Origin of the sequence: Serratia sp. P2ACOL2, from assembly GCF_003691565.1 — a bacterium.
Classification (GTDB): Bacteria; Pseudomonadota; Gammaproteobacteria; order Enterobacterales; family Enterobacteriaceae; genus Serratia; species Serratia liquefaciens.
Window position 1 is genome coordinate 2188530 of record NZ_CP033162.1, and the last position, 18373, is coordinate 2206902.

General features: G+C 57.6%; 13 protein-coding genes and 1 pseudogene. 5 read left to right on the plus strand and 9 right to left on the minus strand.

Features of this window, described 5'->3' with window-relative positions; translation table 11 throughout:
* Positions 1 to 105: 105 nt before the first annotated feature.
* The 3 genes from EBA31_RS10835 to EBA31_RS10845 all read right to left on the minus strand — a co-directional run bounded on the left by EBA31_RS10835 (position 106) and on the right by EBA31_RS10845 (position 2678).
* Positions 106 to 1416, minus strand: coding sequence for an MFS transporter (locus tag EBA31_RS10835; RefSeq protein WP_048762649.1), 1311 nt, complete (start codon positions 1414 to 1416; stop codon positions 106 to 108).
* A gap of 90 nt (positions 1417 to 1506) precedes the next feature.
* A complete protein-coding gene (locus tag EBA31_RS10840; protein WP_122078977.1) occupies positions 1507 to 1893 on the minus strand; it encodes a GFA family protein in 387 nt (128 codons plus the stop codon).
* A gap of 86 nt (positions 1894 to 1979) precedes the next feature.
* Positions 1980 to 2678 (minus strand): DAPG hydrolase family protein, encoded by a 699-nt coding sequence (locus tag EBA31_RS10845; protein WP_122078980.1) that lies wholly within the window; start codon positions 2676 to 2678, stop codon positions 1980 to 1982.
* Positions 2679 to 2771: 93 nt separating this feature from the next.
* On the opposite strand from EBA31_RS10845, the gene EBA31_RS10850 reads away from it, so the two are divergent.
* The gene (locus EBA31_RS10850; RefSeq protein WP_122078982.1) at positions 2772 to 3428 is read left to right on the plus strand and encodes a TetR/AcrR family transcriptional regulator; all 657 of its coding nucleotides are present in this window, start codon (positions 2772 to 2774) and stop codon (positions 3426 to 3428) included.
* 17 nt (positions 3429 to 3445) lie between these two features.
* Here the strand turns inward: EBA31_RS10850 and hutH are convergent, their stop codons facing one another.
* The 5 genes and pseudogenes from hutH to EBA31_RS10875 all read right to left on the minus strand — a co-directional run bounded on the left by hutH (position 3446) and on the right by EBA31_RS10875 (position 10315).
* Positions 3446 to 5095, minus strand: coding sequence for a histidine ammonia-lyase (gene hutH, locus EBA31_RS10855; RefSeq protein ID WP_122078985.1), 1650 nt, complete (start codon positions 5093 to 5095; stop codon positions 3446 to 3448).
* Positions 5096 to 5146: 51 nt separating this feature from the next.
* A complete protein-coding gene (locus EBA31_RS10860; protein WP_122078987.1) occupies positions 5147 to 6487 on the minus strand; it encodes an MFS transporter in 1341 nt (446 codons plus the stop codon).
* Positions 6484 to 8128 (minus strand): annotated as a pseudogene (locus EBA31_RS10865) (urocanate hydratase). The gene EBA31_RS10860 and the pseudogene EBA31_RS10865 overlap by 4 nt, the downstream one beginning before the upstream one ends.
* Positions 8125 to 9216 carry a DUF917 domain-containing protein gene (locus EBA31_RS10870; RefSeq protein ID WP_116690662.1) on the minus strand — a complete coding sequence of 364 codons (1092 nt, stop codon included), beginning with the start codon at positions 9214 to 9216 and terminating at the stop codon, positions 8125 to 8127. Before EBA31_RS10870 ends, EBA31_RS10865 begins: the two are co-directional and overlap by 4 nt.
* Before the next feature lie 202 nt (positions 9217 to 9418).
* The gene (locus EBA31_RS10875; protein WP_122078990.1) at positions 9419 to 10315 is read right to left on the minus strand and encodes a LysR family transcriptional regulator; all 897 of its coding nucleotides are present in this window, start codon (positions 10313 to 10315) and stop codon (positions 9419 to 9421) included.
* 176 nt (positions 10316 to 10491) lie between these two features.
* On the opposite strand from EBA31_RS10875, the gene EBA31_RS10880 reads away from it, so the two are divergent.
* Complete coding sequence (locus tag EBA31_RS10880) at positions 10492 to 11877, plus strand: dihydroorotase family protein (RefSeq protein WP_122078993.1); 1386 nt, start codon at positions 10492 to 10494, stop codon at positions 11875 to 11877.
* Positions 11874 to 13124, plus strand: a complete 1251-nt coding sequence (locus EBA31_RS10885) for a Zn-dependent hydrolase (RefSeq protein ID WP_122078995.1) — start codon at positions 11874 to 11876, stop codon at positions 13122 to 13124. Before EBA31_RS10880 ends, EBA31_RS10885 begins: the two co-directional genes overlap by 4 nt.
* A gap of 47 nt (positions 13125 to 13171) precedes the next feature.
* On the opposite strand, the gene pckA is transcribed toward EBA31_RS10885, so the two are convergent.
* Positions 13172 to 14791 carry a phosphoenolpyruvate carboxykinase (ATP) gene (gene pckA, locus EBA31_RS10890; RefSeq protein ID WP_122078997.1) on the minus strand — a complete coding sequence of 540 codons (1620 nt, stop codon included), beginning with the start codon at positions 14789 to 14791 and terminating at the stop codon, positions 13172 to 13174.
* 465 nt (positions 14792 to 15256) lie between these two features.
* Here pckA and EBA31_RS10895 point away from each other — a divergent pair, with 465 nt between their 5' ends.
* Complete coding sequence (locus EBA31_RS10895) at positions 15257 to 16600, plus strand: 2-hydroxycarboxylate transporter family protein (protein ID WP_020826531.1); 1344 nt, start codon at positions 15257 to 15259, stop codon at positions 16598 to 16600.
* 307 nt (positions 16601 to 16907) lie between these two features.
* Complete coding sequence (locus EBA31_RS10900) at positions 16908 to 18338, plus strand: serralysin family metalloprotease (RefSeq protein ID WP_122078999.1); 1431 nt, start codon at positions 16908 to 16910, stop codon at positions 18336 to 18338.
* Positions 18339 to 18373 lie beyond the last annotated feature (35 nt).

Sequence of the window (18373 nt, forward strand, 5' to 3'; positions counted from 1 at the left end):
AAAGCCAGGGATTGCGATGTTAATCACAAAAGTTAACGTTAACATTTTGTTGGTGTGATCCAAGTCACCTGTCAATAAAACAGGGGCGCAGTGCGCCCCGCAGGGTTAACGTTCGTTGAGTGAACGGAGATGGTCGTCGCGCCGCAGGGTCATCAGCGCGAACAGGCTGACTACCGAGGTGGCGACCACATAGTAAGCCGGGATATCGAGGTTGCCGGTCTGTTTGATCAGACCGGTGATGATTAGCCCGGCAGAGCCGGAAAACACCGCGTTGGAAAGCGAATAGGCCAGTCCCAGACCGGTATAACGCACCTGGGTCGGGAACATCTCCGCCAACATTGCCGGACCTGGGCCGGCCAGTAAACCGACGACAGCACCGGCGATCATCACCGCGATGCCTTTGGCCAGCAGCGAACTTTGAGGATCCTGCAGCAGGTGCAGCAGCGGGAAGGTGAACAGGATCACCGCCACTACCGCCGTCAGCATCACCGTTTTGCGCCCCAGCTTATCGCTGAGGATGCCGGCGGGCAGAATGGTCAGGGCGAAACCGACGTTAGCCAGTACCGTCGCCACCAGCGCCTGCTGGAAGGTGGCGTGCAGCGAGGTTTGCAGGTAGGACGGCATCACCACCAGAAAGGTGTAACCGGCAGCGGACCAGCCCATCATGCGCCCAATGCCAATCGCGATAGTTTTCACCACGCCGCTTAACTTCAGCTCGGGGGCTTGCACCTTGGTGCCGAGGTTTTGTTGCGCCTGGGTAAAGGTCGGCGTCTCTTGCAGTTTTAAGCGTAGCCACAGTGCTACCGCGCCCATTGGCAACGCCAGCAGAAAGGGGATGCGCCAGCCCCAGTCATGTAACTGCTCAGGGGTTAAAAGCGCAGCCAACAGCGCTACCAGTCCGGCCCCGGCCAACAGCCCGAAGGCCACGGTCAGCGACTGCCAGGCCCCGAACAGGCCACGTTTTCCCTTCGGTGCGAACTCGGTCATCAGCGAAACCGCACCGCCGAATTCGCCGCCGGCGAACAGCCCCTGGAACATGCGCAACAGGGTCAGCAACAGCGGGGCGGCAACGCCGATGGAGGCATAGGTCGGCATCACGCCGATCAGGGCGGTGGCCACCGTCATCAGCAACAAGACTGCGATCAGCGTCGGTCGGCGGCCAATGCGATCGCCGATGCGGCCGAAAATCACGGCGCCTATCGGGCGACAGAAAAAGGCCAGCGCGAAGGCGGCATAGGTGAGGATCAGGCTGGTAATTTCACTTTCACCCTGCAGGGTGAAAAAATTGGCGGCGATCACGGTAGCGAGAAAACCGTAAACGCCGAATTCGTACCATTCGATAAAGTTGCCGACCGATCCGGCCAGCAAGGCCTGACGCGACTGGCGTGCGTCGATAACCGTGGTTTGTGTGTCCATCCCCATTCCCGTGCGTTTGAATTATTGTCATTCAGTTCTAAATTCTTATGACAAAACAATCAATTATTTTAAGCGGGAAGTGTGAAGGCCTCAGATGATGTCGTCGATTTTCCACCAGTCGGGGCAGCCATCGGAAAAGGAATGCGCAGTGGGGCGCAGCGCCGCTAGCTCACCGCGATCAAAACTGCCGGTGACCAACGCGACGGTCGGTGCGTCATCGACAGCGCCCAGAGTACTGCCGCAACGTGGGCAAAAGGCGCGGCTGGAATAGTCCGAAGAACGGTACAGGGCAGGCACGCCGCCGGTACCGATCCAACTGACGGCTTCACGCGGAAACTCAACCCAGCACAACGTTGGTGCGCCGGAGTGGCGCTGACAGAACTCGCATGAGCAACTGTGGGGATTACCGGGCTGGCCAACGGCCTGAAAACGGATATGCCCGCAAAGACAGCCACCTGAATACCGCCGTTTTTCCATCGCTTCACCTGTCGTTTATCGTTGTAGCCTGTAGGTTGAGCTTACTATAACGACCCCGGCGAAAAATAAAACGCCGGGGTGAATGATTACCAGGGTAAGGGGGCAGCCTCATGGCCGTTTTCGGCGTAGTACAGCGAAGGCAGGAATTGCGCCAGATAGCTGAATTCATTGTAGCAATGGCGCATCAGATTAAAGCCAACCTCGTCCGGCAGTTCTTCATGTGCGTTGGCACAGGATTTCCCCAACAGAAAACGGCTGCGTAGCACGCAACCATAGGAGGTGTCGCGTGCCAGATGCAGCATTTCACCGTCGAGCGGATCGCCGTTATCGTCCAGCGCCACCTGCTCGCCAAAGCCGATCCGTGCGCATACGGCGGCGGATAACGCCTGACCATCCCGCGCCTGTTGCAAAGCTTGTGGGGCAAAAAAGTCTTCTGCCGCGTGGAATTTGAGGCGGGCCGGAACCGGTGGCAATTCGGCTAACCATTCCACCGCGTTGATGCTGGCACCCACGTAGCTTTGGCCTTTTCTCCAGTGCTGGTCCCAGCCGCGGTGTTCGACATGATCGTGCGGATGCCACCAACGGATGTGCTGGGTGGTTTCGAAAAAGGTAAACCACCAATCCAGCATGCGGCCCTTGCAGCCGTGCAGATCGGTACGGATTGCCACGGTCAACCACCCGTCGCTATTGCGCGTCAGCCCCATCTCCAGCCGCAGCGGTTCAGGTTTGAGCAACTCGTTGATATCATTTACGCCCCAGGGCAGCATCAGTGATTGATGTGTCATCACGCTCATCCTTTTTTATTTGGAAACGATATTTGTTTCCTAAATAAAGCTATGCCGGTATGATGACTCTGTCAACAATTTCGAGGAACTGTGATGGCAAATAAAGTGGAAGCCGAACCGCGTTCGCGTGGAAGGCCCTCGGCTCCGGAAGGGGAGTTACGCGCGGCGGCAGTGGAGGCCACTCTGGCGTTGTTGCTGACGCAGGGCTATACCGCCACCACCGTGGACGCGGTGGCGAAGCGGGCGGGCATGGCGAAGAAAACCCTGTATCGCTTTGCCGAGAACCGCGATGCGCTGGTGACGCAGGCGATCGCTAGCTGGACCGACGCTTTTGCGCCGGTGTTTGAACAGGACGCCCAGCGGGCGACAGAGTTGCCGACGCTGTTGTCTCAGGGCTTGCAGGCCATTGCGCGACAGGTGCTGAGCGAGCAGGCGGTGGGGATGTTTCGCCTGCTTCAGAGTGAATTTCCGGGGCGTGAAGATTTGCTGGCGGCTTATCAGCGCAACGGCATTGAACGGGGCAGGACGATTGTGGCTGACTGGCTGCAGCGCCAGCAACGGCGTGGTTGGCTGCGTGAACTGGATTGCGCGAAAACCAGCGATCTGCTGCTGGCGATGGTGATAGCAGAACCCTTACGCCAGATGGCGCTTGGCCTGTTGCCGCCGGGCAGCGATATCGACACTCGCATAGCGGCGGCGTTGGCACTGGTGTTGCCGGGGTTGATCAGGGCGCCGTCGTCCGTGCCCTGAGGCTGATCGTGGTCAAGTCACTCTTTACCGTACTGGCGCAGCACCTGTTCTGCCGCGGCGAAGTCTGGCGCCAGCGGGCGGTCAACCTCGATAAACGGCACCTGCTTGCGCACCGCGGTATAGAGTGCTGCGGTAGGGGCGGATAGCGTAAAGCCGTTGTGTCGCTGCTGGCGCAAATCCACTGCCTGAGCGTCGTGCACCAACAAGATCCCCAGCAATTGATAGCCGTTGTCCACCTGCTGCTGAACGCGAGCCACCACCGATGGTGCATTGGTGGCGATGTCTTCAATATCGCCGGCGACCGGGAAATAATCGAGCGACACCGGCATGGCGAGTTCTTTGCTCCGCATCGCCAGCATCATGACCGGCTTTTCCATCGCGCCAAAGGCGTGCACGGTGTGGTCGGTGCCGAGAAAACGACTCAGGCCGGTAAACGCCGGGTTATTCAGTTTGATCACCTGTTGAGCGCTGGCCAGCGAATTATGCGCCAGCGCCAATCCCAATTGCTCAAAGGCCAGTACCCAGGGCAGCGGTTCAAAGTTGGCGCTTGGCAGCACTGCACCTTGCAGGCTGCCTTTGCTGACGTAGCCTACCGCCTCCTGCGGCCGCTGCGACGGTGCCGTAACGTCGAGTGCCACTCCTGGGTTGTCGTCGGAGCTGTTTAACTGCACCAGCAACTGGTCGTAAGCCTGCTGATAGCTGCGCTGGAGCTCCGCCAGCAGATAGACGCCGGAGCGAAAACTCAGCGGATCCTGCAAGGGACGGCTGTCATCGTGCTGCCACAGGCTGGAGCCGATCAGCAACTCGCGCAGGTTTTTCCCCATGGCCGCCACTTCCGGGTAAGGACGTAGCGCCAGAGTATTGGCGAGAAACGGAGAAAGGTTACCGTTCAGCGCCTGCAGGCTGAGCGCATAGGTCAAGGTATTAACCTGCATCAGGTGGGACAGCGAATCCAGAGCCAGAGCACCGCTAGCTGCGGAATAGGCATTGGAACTGAGGATCGCCAGCGCGTCTTTGGCATAAGGGGCAATGGCCGGTGTCTGACTGCTTTGCAGCACCGCTTTGGCCGCCACTTTTTTACCTTGATAATAAACTTCACCTTCGCCGAGCATCGCCAGCCCAATGTGGCTGATCACCGTGATATCTCCTTCGCCCACCGAACCGTCCGCCGGGATCACCGGGGTGATGCCTTTGTTGAGAAAAGCGACATAGGCGTCGACAATCGCCGGTTGGACACCGCCGCCACCGCTCAACAGGGCATTGAGCCGGGTGACCATGGTGGCCCGCGCGACGCGGACGCTCATGGCTTCGCCAATGCCACCAGAGTGGGCATGCAGCAGGCCGACGTTGAATTTTTTCGATGCGTCGATCACCTCCTGCGTCAGCTTTCCGTGGACGTCGACCATCGGCCGGTCCTTGTTTAATCCGACGCCCACCGTCAGCCCATAGATTTTCAGCCCGCTCTGCGCAGCTTCGATCAGCACCTGATGTGACCGTGTCACGCGCTCCATGGCGACGGGCGTGACGCTCACCGTTTCACCGTCGGCGACCTGAGCAATCAGGTGCGGGGTAATAGAGTGTCCATCGAGCGTGACGGTGGCCAAGCCAAACGGGTTGTAACCGAGCGTCAGCGCGGCCAACAGCGATAAAGCGAATTTTCCTGGCATGATAAGTAAACCCTTATTATTGATTTTTATGTTGTTGTAGCGTTATTCGTTTCAGGGCTGCTGCGCCGGACGGCGGGCGATAAAATAGAGGGTGATCAGCGCCAGTAAGCTGGCGATCATCACGTACCAGGCCGGTGCAAAGCGGGTGCCGGTATTCTGGGTCAACCAGGTCAGGATCGCCGGCGCAAAGCCGCCGAACACCGTCACCGCCAGGTTATAGGACACCGACATTCCGCTGGCCCGTACCTGGGTGGGAAACAGATCGGACAGTGCCGCAGGGGCCACGCCGACGAACAGCGACACCAGCATGCAAAACAGTGTCTGTACCAGGATCAGCATTGCGGTGGTGTGGTAAGCGTCAAGCAGCAATAACAAGGGGTAGCTGGCAACCAGTAACAAGGCGGCACCGGCCTGCAGGATTTTCAGGGTACCGATGCGATCGGACCAGGCACCTGCCGCTACGCAGCAAACCACCATAAAGCAGTTACCGATCAGTGCCGCCAAAAACGCCTGATGGCTCTCGAAATGCAGCACACGCTGAACGTAAATCGGCATATAGATAATCAGCGCGTAAACGCTCACTGCCCACAGAATAGACAACCCGGTGCCCAGCAGCACGGCCTGACGATGGGTACGGAACAGCTGTCTCAGTGGCTTTTCCGGAGCGCATTGTTCCCGCTGACGCCGGGCTTGCTCTTCGGCAAACAGCGGCGTTTCTTCCAGGGTTTTACGCATCCACAGGCCAATCGGGGCGATCGACAAGCCGATGATGAACGGAATACGCCATCCCCAGTCACCTACCTGTTCGTGACTGAGCGTCAGGGTGACCGCGGTGGCGACCAATGCGCCCAGGATATTGGAGATCCCCATGCTGGCCTGCAGCCAGGAGGCGTATTGGCCTTTCTGGTGTGCGGGGGCGTGCTCGATTAAAAATGCGGCCGCGCCGCCCACCTCTCCCCCGGCGGAAAACCCTTGCAGCACCCGGCCACACAGGATCAATAAAGGTGCGCCTATACCAATAGCGCTGTACGGCGGTGCAAAGGCAATGATTGCCGTGCCGACGGCCATGGTCATGATGGTCAGCGTCAGGGCGGCCTTGCGGCCAACCCTATCACCATAAGCGCCGATCACCAGGGCGCCGAGTGGGCGAATGACGAAACCGAGACCGAAGGCCAGAAAGGCCTCAAACAGCTGGGTGCCGGGATCGTTGGGGTGGAAGAAGTTCTGCGCGATGTACACGGCGAAAAAGGCGTACACCGAGAAGTCATACCATTCCAGCGCGTTGCCGATGGAAGCGGCAGCAATCGCTTTACGCCCACGGCTTTTGCGCGGCGTATCGGCGGCGTTGGCAGCCAACAGGGGGGAGATGGGCGGAACCGTGCTTTTATTCATCGTTGTTCTCCGCGAGGCAGTGAGATATAGGGCAGGGATTTTTCGGCAATCTCGTCGAGTGACTCCTGATAACCGGCGTCGGCGTATCGCATCACGCCGGTACTGGTGTCGTTGGTCATCGACAATTGCAGGCGTTGCTCCGCAGCGGCGCTGCCATCGGCGATGGTGGTGACGCCTGAACTGGTCATATAGCCGCTGTAACCGCCGCCGCCGGAGTGGATTGCCACCAAATCCGCCATGGAGGCGCAGTTGACCAACGCATTGAGCAGCGGCCAGTCGGCGATGGCATCGGAGCCGTCCTTCATCTTTTCGGTCATGATATTCGGGTGAGCCATTGCCCCGGCGTCGAGATGATCGCGGGTGAAGGCGATAGGACCGGAAAGACGGCCGGCCGCTACCATGCGGTTCACTTCCAGCGCCAGCTCGGTGCGTTCCCCGTGACCGAGCCAGGCGATGCGTGCCGGCAGGCCTTCAAAGGGCACATGTTGGCGCGCCAGGGTGATCCAGTTGCTGACGATGCGGTTATCGGCAAAGCGCTGCAGCAGGTAGTCGTCGATCACCCGAATATCGTTGCTGTCGTTGGACAGCGCAATCCAGCGGAACGGACCGATGGCGCGACAAAACAGCGGCCGCAGGAAGGCCTCGGTGAATATGGGGATCTCGAATGCGCGTGCAACGCCGCCCTGGTGGGCGTGGGTGCGGATAAGATTCCCGTTATCGAACACCACCGCGCCGCGGTCCATAAAGCCGATCATGGCTTCTACGTGTTGCACGATAGAGCGGCGGCTGGCGTCCATCAGCGCATTGATATCCGCTTCGCGTTGCGCCGCCACTTGCTCAAGGCTGTAACCGGCGGGGACGTAGCCGTACACCAGGTCGTGCGCTGCCGTTTGGTCGGTAACGATGTCCGGAACTACGCCGCGGGACAAAATCGCCGGGTAGACTTCGGCGGCATTGCCCAGCAGCCCAACTGACAAGGCCTCTTTGCGCTGCTGAGCGGCGGCGATCATCGCCAGTGCCTGATCGAGATCTTTCGCCTGGTGCTGTAAAAAGCCGTTTTTCAGCCGTTTGTCGATACTGGCCTGATTGACCTCGACGGTCAGAATCGCAGCGTTGGCCAGGGTGCCCGCCAGCGGTTGCGCACCGCCCATGCCGCCCAGCCCGGCGGTGAGGATAAAGCGGCCGCGCAGATCGTTAGCGAAATGCCGTTCGGCGATACGCGAGAAGATTTCATAAGTCCCCTGGATCACCCCCTGCGAACCGATATATTGCCAGTCGCCGGCGGTCAGTCCACCCCAGCAGATCAGGTTTTCTTTTTCCCAGCGGTAGAAGTTCTCCGCCTTCGCCCATTGGCCGACCATATTGCAGTTGGCCATGATCACCAGCGGGGCATTAGCGTGGGTCTGCAGTGCCGGATTGCACCAGCAGGGTTTGGTCTTCACGCATGGTTTTTAACGCATGAACAATGGCATCGTGTGACGGCCAGTCGCGCGCCGCACGTCCCAATGCCGCATATACCACCAGTTCGTCGGGATTTTCGCCAACGGCCAGCACGTTTTCCAATAGACGCAACAGCGCTTCTTGCCGCCAGCCCAGGCAGCGCAGCTCGGTGCCCGAGGTCACTTTAAAGGCTCTTTTCATGCGGCATCTCCCGTCGGCAGGTAGCTGCGTAAGTCAATCCCGAGGGTTTTCTCTACCGGCGGATAAACCGCCGGATCGGTGACCGACGAGGAAAGCGGGAACTGAGAATGATGCATATGGAAAATCACCACTTCCATGCCTGGTTTTAACTGCCCGGCGCTTACCGGGTTGCCGGCCTTGTCGAGGGTAGTGATCACGTCTGGATAACTGGCGAGACGCTCACCGTGGGCGTCTTCCACCGCCATATGTTCATTCATGATATGGATACGGCGCAGGTCCTTGCCCTGGCCGACAGTCACGATGCCGACGTCGAACGCCTCTTCGGTATAACGCAGGCTGTTGGCGGTAACCTTGCCGCTGCCGATAATATTGCCGCCGGTGTGGCGACAGATGGTCTCGACGATGCCGTTGCCGTTTGCCGCCAGAATGCTTTCGCCCAAGGCAATCGCCTGGCTGATGCCCCCCAGCGCAGCGTGTTGGCGCACGTAGCCGGCTGGTATCGGGTTGCGGCAGCTGGCGATAAAGCCGCCGGACATGTCTGCCGCTTTGCGCAGCACCGGCGACACCTTCGCCGTGGCGCCTTTCACCACTAGTTCGATATAGGCGTTTTTGGCCCGATTGCCGCCGACGGCAGCCTGGATCATCGGTTCAGGGCTCGAGGCCAGGCCGATGGAGCCCATGTCACCGGTAGGGTGGGCACGCAGATCGCCGACCGCATCGACGACCTTGCAACCGAGGATCGCGGCAGGCAACCAGCCGTTGAGGGTGCTGGACATGCCGTTCTGCCCAACCATCAATCCGGCGATAGGGGCGCCCAGTGCCTGCTGCACCAACTGCACGGCCTTAACGTAGTCGACGCCGAGCATTTGCCAGTCGGTCAGGCCGCCGGGGGCGCCAATCGCTGCCGCGGTAGCAATCCAGTCGTTGTCGTTCAATTCCTCAAGGCTGACCAGTTCCGGTCGGCCAATGGTCACCGCCAGTCGCCCAAGCTCCAGGCCGTGGGCAACCCAACCGCCACCGCCGCAGGCAAATACCGAACCGCCTTTTACCGCGGCCTCCACATCGTTAAGTGTTAAAACACGCCCCATGGTCTGTGCTCCTGAAAGTATCGGTGAGATTGCGCTTGAATGAATAATCTGTGAATAGTTGCGCTACCGGAATTCGATACTAGGGGGCGGTTAACCAAAATGTCGCATTACTTTTTATCACCTGCGTATAACACAATGTTAACCCATGCTTCAGGCGCAAAAAATCAGTCGCGAGCACCCTGGGGAGCGGTGATGAAATGCGTTAGCGCGACCAGTGGATCTGCACTGATTCGAGGGTGGCAATAAACGCCTGAGCCAGTCGTGAAAGGGGCTCGTACATGCCGTGTACGATGCTGATGGGGGTTTTGGCAGTGGGGGCGATGGGCCGGAAAACCACCTTGGTCCACACCGGGCCGTTGGCGGTAATTTCATCGATCAGCGCGATGCCAACCCCGGCCTGTACCAGTGCGCAGGCGACGTGGATCTGCTGCACCTCGACGGTAGGGCGCAGAATGATATCGGCGTCGCTTAACAGTTTGCGCACCAGTTGACCGATCGGGATCTCGGCGCCATAGCCAATAAAAGGCTGGTCGATCAGATCCTCGATACCTATCACATTTTTGGCGGTTAATGGGTGGGAAGCAGGCAACGCCACCACCAGCCGGTTTTCATACAGCTGGCGCGAATGCACGTTGGGATGGCCTTCGTGCAGAAAAGCGACCCCCAGTTCAACCTGTTGCGTCAGCACCGCCTGCAACAGCACGTCCGGGATCATGGTGTGCAGTATCACCCGCGCTTCGGGCAATTGCGCGTGGAATTTTGCGATGGCGCTGGGGATCAAGCCTTGCCCCAGACTTGGGCTGCAGGCGATACGCAGGTGGCCCATACGGTTTTGGATCAGGTCCTCAGCCACTTCGTTAACCCGCTGAACGCCCTGATAGACCGAATTGACCTCGACAAACAGGTGACGAGCCTCCGGGGTCGGGTACAGACGCCCCTTGATGCGTTCAAACAGCGTCAGACCCAACCGCTGTTCGGTGTAGCCAATCAGCCGTGAGACCGCCGGTTGTGAAACGTGCAGCAGCTTGGCGGCACCGCTGATCGAGCCGGTCAGCATGATGGCGCGGAACACTTCGATTTGCTTGAGATTTAAACGCACAGCCCCTCCACAATGGTTAACATTTTGTTATGCATGAGTGATAAACAAGCATAAGACAGAATAGACAGCCTCACCCTACACTGGCCTGACTATCGGCACAATCGACCGATTGATAACCTGAGATATATGCATTTTTATGCATTTATTGTATGCAATGGAATTAGGGGAGGGGCGCTATGAATCTGAGTCAACGGCCAGAGCTGGTGGTCAAGGGCAATCTGGTGGATGCCGAGCGGGTGACTCCGGACGGCTGGCTGGCCATCGCAGGCGGTAAAATCATCGGCAGCGGCAGCGGCAGCGGTCAGGCACCGGAGGCCCCACAGGTGATCGACGCTGGCGGCAAGTGGATCCTGCCGGGGGTGATTGACGGTCAGGTGCATTCCGGCAGTCAGGCGAATCAGGAAGGATTGGGCTGGGCGTCGCGGGCGGCGGCGGCGGGGGGGATCACCGTGATGGTCGATATGCCTTATGACGATCCGCAGCCGGTGGCGTGCCGCGCTCTGCTGGAAGCAAAAATTGCCGAGGTGGAGCGTGACTGTCATGTCGACGTGGCGTTGTTTGGTACCCTGAACGCAACCTACGGGTTCGATGCCGCTGCCGGACTGATCGAAGGTGGGGTATGTGCCTTTAAATTTTCCACCTTTGAAGCTACGCCGGGCCGGTTTCCTCGGGTGGACGAAGACGACTTGATGCATGCTTTTGAACTTATTGCGCCGACCGGGCTGGCCTGTGCGGTACACAACCAGATGCAGGAGCTGACGCGTAAAAATATCCAGCGAATGGTCGAGGCCGGCGACACTGGCTGGGATGCATTTATGCGTGCTCACACGCCGCTGATTGAAAATCTGGCAACGGCGCTAATTTATGAAATGGGGGCGGAAAGCGGGGCTCGCGCCCATGCGGTGCATGTTTCCACTTCACGCGGTTTCGAACTTTATCGGATGTATCGGCAGGCTGGCTACCCGGTCAGCATCGAAACCTGCGTACAGTATTTGATGCTCAACCATGAACAACATACGCGCCAGTTTGGTGCCAGGACCAAACACTACCCGCCGATCCGTCCTAAAGCGGAAACCGAACTGTTGTGGAGCCATATTGCGCAGGGCGACTGCACCTTCGTTTCTTCCGATCACGTCAGTTGGGGGCTGGAGCGTAAAGGGGACGACAACGTGTTCAAAAACGCCTCCGGTGGCCCCGGGCTGGAGACGCTGTTGCCGGCGTTGTGGACCGGCTGCGAGCAGCACGGCATTGCGCCGACCACCGTCGCGCAGCTGCTGTGTCGCAATCCCGCGCGGCATTTTCTGCTCGACGATCGCAAAGGGGGGTTTGACACAGGTATGGACGCCGACTTTGTGGTATTGCGGCCCGAGCGCTACCGATTCGATCCCGCGAACAGTTTGTCGGCGGTGAAATGGAGCGCCTTCGAAGGCATGGAGTTCAGCGTACGGGTGGAAGCCACCTATTGTCGCGGCCAGGCCGTCTTTGCCGAGGGCCGCATTCTCAATTCGCCGGGCTCGGGACAGTTTCTGCGCCCGCACGCTGCCAATGGAGCAGGCCAATGATCGAGTTAATCAACAGTGAACGCTTATGGGCGCGAGTCAATCATCTGGCGCAAATGACCTTGCCGGATGTGCCCTGGACGCGGCGGGCCTTTACGCCCTTGTTCAGCGAGGCGCGAGCCTGGCTGGCGGAACAAATGAAGCAGGCTGGGCTGACGGTGACGCTGGACGAAGGCGGCAACCTGATCGGTCGGCGCGCCGGGCTGCGCAACGATCTGCCACCGCTGGTGACCGGCTCGCATTGCGATACCGTGGTGGGCGGTGGCCGCTATGACGGCATTATCGGCGTGCTAGCGGGGATTGAGATGGCCCATAGTCTGCACCAGCAGGGGATAGTTTTGCAGCACCCGTTTGAGGTTATCGACTTTCTGTCCGAAGAACCCAGCGATTACGGTATTTCCTGCGTGGGCAGTCGGGCGATGAGCGGTGAATTGGACGGCGGTATGCTGGCTTCCCGGAACGCGCAAGGCGAAACGCTGGCGGAGGCGATGACGCGTATTGGCGCTCAGCCGGAAAAACTGAACCGGCCGCTGCGCCTGCCGGGCGGTACCGCCGCTTACGTTGAGCTGCACATTGAACAGGGGCCAGTGCTGGAGCGCCAGCACCTGCCGATTGGCGTGGTGACGCACATCGTCGGCATCCGCCGGGTGTTGGTGACGGTGCTTGGGCAGCCGGATCACTCCGGTACCACGCCGATGGATATTCGTCGCGATGCTTTGGTCGGGGCAGCGCATGTGATTGAGCAGGCGCACGCGATGGCGTTACAGCAAAGCGGCAATCCACATTATGTGGTGGCGACCGTAGGGCGCATCGCCATGACGCCAAATGTCCCCAATGCGGTGCCAGGGCAGGTAGAACTGATGCTGGAGGTGCGCAGTGACAGTCAGGCGCTGTTGGAGACTTTCCCGGAAGCGCTGTTGGAAAACTGTCGGCCACGTTTGCAGAGTCTGGATTTACAGACGCAATTGCAGCATGTCAGCCGTGCACGGCCCACCGCCTGCGCGGAAACGGTGATGCAGGCGATCGAGGGGGCAGCTCATTCGCTGGGGTTGGCCGGCCGCCGGCTGCCGAGCGGTGCCGGGCATGATGCGGTTTATATGGGGTCGACCGGGCCGGTGGGGATGGTGTTTATTCCCTGTCTGAATGGGCGCAGCCATTGTCCCGAGGAGTCGGTTACCGAGCAACAGTTGGCGGACGGGGCCAGGGTGCTGGCGCAGGCGTTGATCAATCTGGATAAGCAATTGGCATAAAAAAGGGGCCTGCTGGCCCCTGTAAGGATGATAACGCGCGCTGTGGCTTAAAGTTTAGGCCCGGCGCTCACCAGTTTTTCCCCTGCGGGGGTGACGGTGTATTTGGCAAAGTTATCGATAAAGCGCTGGGCCAGATCCTGGGCTTTTTCCTGCCACAGAGATTCGTCGGCGTAGGTTTTACGCGGATCGAGGATCGAAGGGTCTACCCCCGGCAATGCTTTCGGTACCGCCAAGCCAAAGATTGGCAGGTTGAAGGTGTCGGCGTGCTCGATCTCCCCGTTTAAAATGGCGTCGATGATGCCGCGGGTGTCCTTAATGGAAATACGCTTGCCGCTGCCGTTCCAGCCGGTATTCACCAGATAGGCCTGTGCACCGGCCGCTTCCATGCGTTTTACCAGCACTTCTGCGTACTGCGTCGGGTGCAGCGTCAGGAACGCCGCGCCGAAACAAGCGGAGAAGGTCGGGGTTGGGGTGGTAATGCCGCGCTCAGTGCCGGCCAGCTTGGCAGTGAAGCCGGACAGGAAGTGATATTGGGTTTGTTCCGGTGTCAGGCGTGATACCGGCGGCAATACGCCGAAGGCATCCGCCGTCAGGAAGATTATTTTCTTGGCATGTCCCGCCTTGGACACGGGTTTGACGATGTTTTCGATGTGGTTGATCGGGTAAGAGACTCGGGTATTTTCGGTCTTGCCGGCGTCATCGAAATCGATGCTGCCATCGGCCAGCACCTGCACGTTTTCCAACAGCGCGTCCCGGCGGATAGCCTGATAAATCTCCGGCTCAGCCTGAGGAGACAACTTGATGGTCTTGGCATAACAGCCGCCTTCGAAGTTGAATACGCCGTCGTCGTCCCAGCCGTGCTCGTCATCGCCGATCAGCTGGCGTTTAGGATCGGTGGAGAGGGTAGTTTTACCGGTGCCGGACAGGCCGAAGAAGACCGCCACGTCACCCTGTTCGCCCACGTTGGCTGAGCAGTGCATCGAGGCAATACCCTGCAGCGGCAGCAGGTAGTTCATGATCGAGAACAGGCCCTTTTTCATTTCGCCGCCGTACCAGGTCCCGCCGATCAGCTGTATGCGTTCGGTCAGGTTAAAGGCGACGAAGTTTTCCGAATGCAGCCCCTGCTGTTTCCAGTCAGGATTGGTGCATTTGGCACCGTTCATCACCACAAAGTCCGGCTCGAAATTCTGCAGCTCTTCATCCGACGGGCGGATAAACATGTTTTTGACAAAGTGCGCCTGCCAGGCCACCTCGGTGATGAAACGCACTTTCAGGCGGGTGTCTGCGTTGGCGCCACAGAAGGCATCCACCACAAACAGACGCTTGCCGGAAAGTTGGTTACCCACCAGCGTTTTCAGATGTTGCCACACTTCCGGCGACAGCGGCTGGTTGTCGTTTTTGCCTGTGCCGCTGTCGGACCACCAAACGGTATCGCGCGTGGTGTCGTCACGCACGATGTATTTGTCTTTCGGAGAACGGCCGGTGAATTCGCCGGTATCGACGTTGACCGCGCCCAACGTCGTTAACGTACCGCGCTCCAGCGCCGGCAGGTCGGCGCGGGTTTCCTCGATAAACAGTTGTTCATAGCTGGGATTATGGACGATCTCGGTAGCCTGGTGGATACCGTAGCGGGCCAGCGTTTGTGGGGTAATCGCGATTGAAGACATATCCTACTTCCTTATTAGTTCTATGCCCTTCGCCTTTCTGACCACGGCCTTTGAAAGCGATAGGGCATATATTATGTGTCTGCTTTCCGCACGGTGCCGCGTGCAGAGCAAGGCTCGGGTACAAGCTGACCGGATTCAGCTATTTACCGCTCCGGTTCTCATTAATAAACGCACGGATTTTTACTTCCATCTATAGCATAGCAGTGAATTAGCGCCTGATTAATTTAATTACAAAACGCTGACGATAATTAATTAAAGCCAACATTGGCGGGGGCTCACAATATTGAGTTAATAAGAGGTAATTTGGTTTTGTATTTTTATTTTTTATCATATTGTCAGTGCTGTCCACTATTTTATTTATTATAAATAAGCCCATTCCGAAACGTACCTTTTAAAGCTTATAAATTATTTTATATGCCATTAGTCGATCCGCTCCACACTGAACGCTTGTCAGCAGGGTGAATAATGAAACAGATAAATGCAGAAATGACCTGTGAGAAAGAAATACCGCAACCTGATTCATCAGGATTGATTAACCACCTGCGGAAAATGGATATCGGTGCCGTGCCGGTTGCGCTGTTTATCACTATTTGCGCGATTGTCGCCGTATCGGCCTACGCCAACTTCCTGCCAAAGAATATGATCGGCGGCCTGGCGGTGATCATGACGCTGGGCTTTGCGCTGGCGCATTTAGGTAAAAGCATTCCGGTACTGCGTGATATTGGCGGCCCGGCCATTCTGTGCCTGATGGTGCCTTCGGTGCTGGTGTACTTTAATTTTTTCCAGCCGAACGTGATGGGTACCGTCCATCTGCTGATGAAAGACGCCAATCTGCTGTACTTTGTGATCGCCAGCCTGGTGGTCGGCAGTATTCTTGGCATGAACCGGGTGATTCTGATCCAGGGCATGATCCGTATGTTCGTCCCGCTGGTGGTGGGCACGGTAACGGCGGTGGCAACCGGATTGCTGGTGGGCAAGCTGTTTGGTTTTACCTTCTATCACACCTTTTTCTTTATCATCGTGCCGATCATCGGTGGCGGTATCGGCGAGGGCATTTTGCCGCTGTCGCTGGCGTATTCCGCCATTCTGGGTTCGACACCCGACGTGTATGTGGCGCAACTGGCGCCGGCGGCGGTGCTGGGCAATATCTTTGCCATTGTCGCGGCCGGAGTGCTGGCGCGACTGGGCATGAAACGCAAGGCGTTGAGCGGCGACGGCATGCTGATCCGTTCGGCGGAGGAAAACGCGGTATTCGATATCAAGGAAACCAGCGGCAACGTCGATTTCCAGCTGATGGGCGGTGGCCTGCTGGTGATTTGTGCCTTCTTTATCGTCGGTGGCCTGTTCGAACATATCGTGCATATTCCCGGTCCGGTGCTGATGATTCTGTTTGCGGTGCTGTGCAAATATTGCCGGGTGATCCCAACCTCAATGGAAACCGGTGCGCACAGTTTTTATAAGTTCGTCTCCACCGCGTTGGTGTGGCCGCTGATGATTGGCCTCGGCATGCTGTATGTTCCGCTGGAAAGTGTCGTGGCGGTGTTCTCGGTCGGTTATGTGGTGGTATGCGGTTCGGTGGTGTTGTCGATGGGGCTGGTGAGTTTCCTGATTGCGCCTTACCTGAAAATGTTCCCGGTTGAAGCGGCGATTGTTACCTGCTGCCACAGTGGCTTAGGCGGTACCGGCGATGTCGCCATTCTCTCCGCATCTAACCGGATGGGGCTGATGCCGTTCGCGCAAATCGCCACGCGCATCGGCGGTGCCTCTACCGTTATCGGCGCCACGCTGTTATTGGGTTGGTTAATTTGAATCCGGGCTAAATTAAGGATTGCCGGGGTGGATTGCCCCGGTTTTTTTATTTTCGCCTGCCGCTAATAATAAGCACTCAAACGGAGTCGGAGTTGAAGGTAATATTTTAATCAGATAGTTCTGTATTTTAATAAAAAGTGTCTATCCTGTTCTTTAAGGGATTATCGTTCTCATTAAGAGTGCTCATGGAGGGCGCCAACCGCATTAGCGAGATCCCCGTATTTATTCAGCACCGGAACACGGCCATTAAGGCCATCCGACAGTGATCGTAGCGACTCACTGAAATGACGAATATGGAGATACTCTAATGTCATCAAGCAATCAACGCGTTAACCCATCGGCAGAAGCTACAAGCGTATTGGCCCTTCAAGGAGCCTATAAGGCTGACAGCGATCCTGAATTGAACGTCATTCACCCTTCGAAAAGTTTTGAAGATGCCGGGTTGGCATTGATCCGCGGCGACCGCAGTTGGCACGACAAAGGTGTGACCGATACCGCGGTTAACCTGAGTTACAGCTTCTGGGAACAGGCGCCAGGCAACATGTCTAGCATGGGGATCGGCGGCTTCAGCAGTTTCAATGAACAGCAGCGCGAACAGGCGAAACTTTCGCTGCAATCCTGGTCGGATGTGGCCAATATCACGTTTACCGAAACCAGCGATACCCAAAGTGCCAATATCAAATTTGGCCTGTTCGATGTCAGTTCACGCGGCTCCTATGCCTTCGCCTATAACCCCGATACCTCCCCATCGGTGGCTGGGCAAACCTGGTACAACGCCACAAGCAATGTGTTCGCCAATAACCTGATCCATGAAAACGAATATGGCCGTCAGACGTTGACGCATGAAATTGGCCATGCGCTGGGGCTCCAGCACCCTGGGGATTACAACGCTGCCCCGGGTGTGAGCATCACTTACAACAATGACGCGACCTATTTTGAAGACAGCCGCGCCCACAGCGTGATGAGCTACTTTGGTGAAAGCAGCACCGGCCAAGATTTCAAAGGCGCTTACTCTTCGGCTCCGCTGTTAAATGACATTACGGCGATCCAGCAGTTCTATGGCGCCAATATGTCTACCCGCAGCGGCGACACGGTTTACGGCTTTAATTCCAATACCGATCGTGATTTTCTCTCCGCCACCCACGCGCAGGATAAAATCGTGTTCAGCGCCTGGGATGCAGGCGGTACGGACACCTTTGATTTCTCAGGCTTTAGCCAGAATCAACGTATTAACCTCAACGAGAAGTCCTTCTCCGACGTGGGCGGCCTGGAAGGGAACGTGTCAATTGCCGCCGGTGTGACCATCGAAAATGCGTTTGGGGGATCCGGCAACGATGTGATCATCGGCAACGCCACCAATAACATTTTAATCGGCGGAGCGGGGGACGACATTCTGTACGGCGGCGGTGAATCGGATCATCTGTTTGGTAATGAGGGTAAGGACACCTTCGTTTATTTCGCCGCCAACGAATCACGTGCTGATGCGCCGGATTGGATCGTGGATTTTGTCAGCGGTGAAGACAAAATCGATCTGACGCTGTTCAACACCGGCAGCAGCAATGGCATCGAGTTCGTTAGTCAGTTCAGCGGTAAGGCCGGTGAAGCCTTGTTAACTTACGATGAGCTCAATCACGTCAACGATGTGGCAATCAATCTGGGAGGTGGGTTCGACAGCAGTGACTTCCTGGTGAAAGTGATTGGCCAGCCGCTGGTGGAGAGCGATTTCGTGCTGGTTTGACGGTTGCAGGCAACAAAAATAGTGCTTTATTGGGA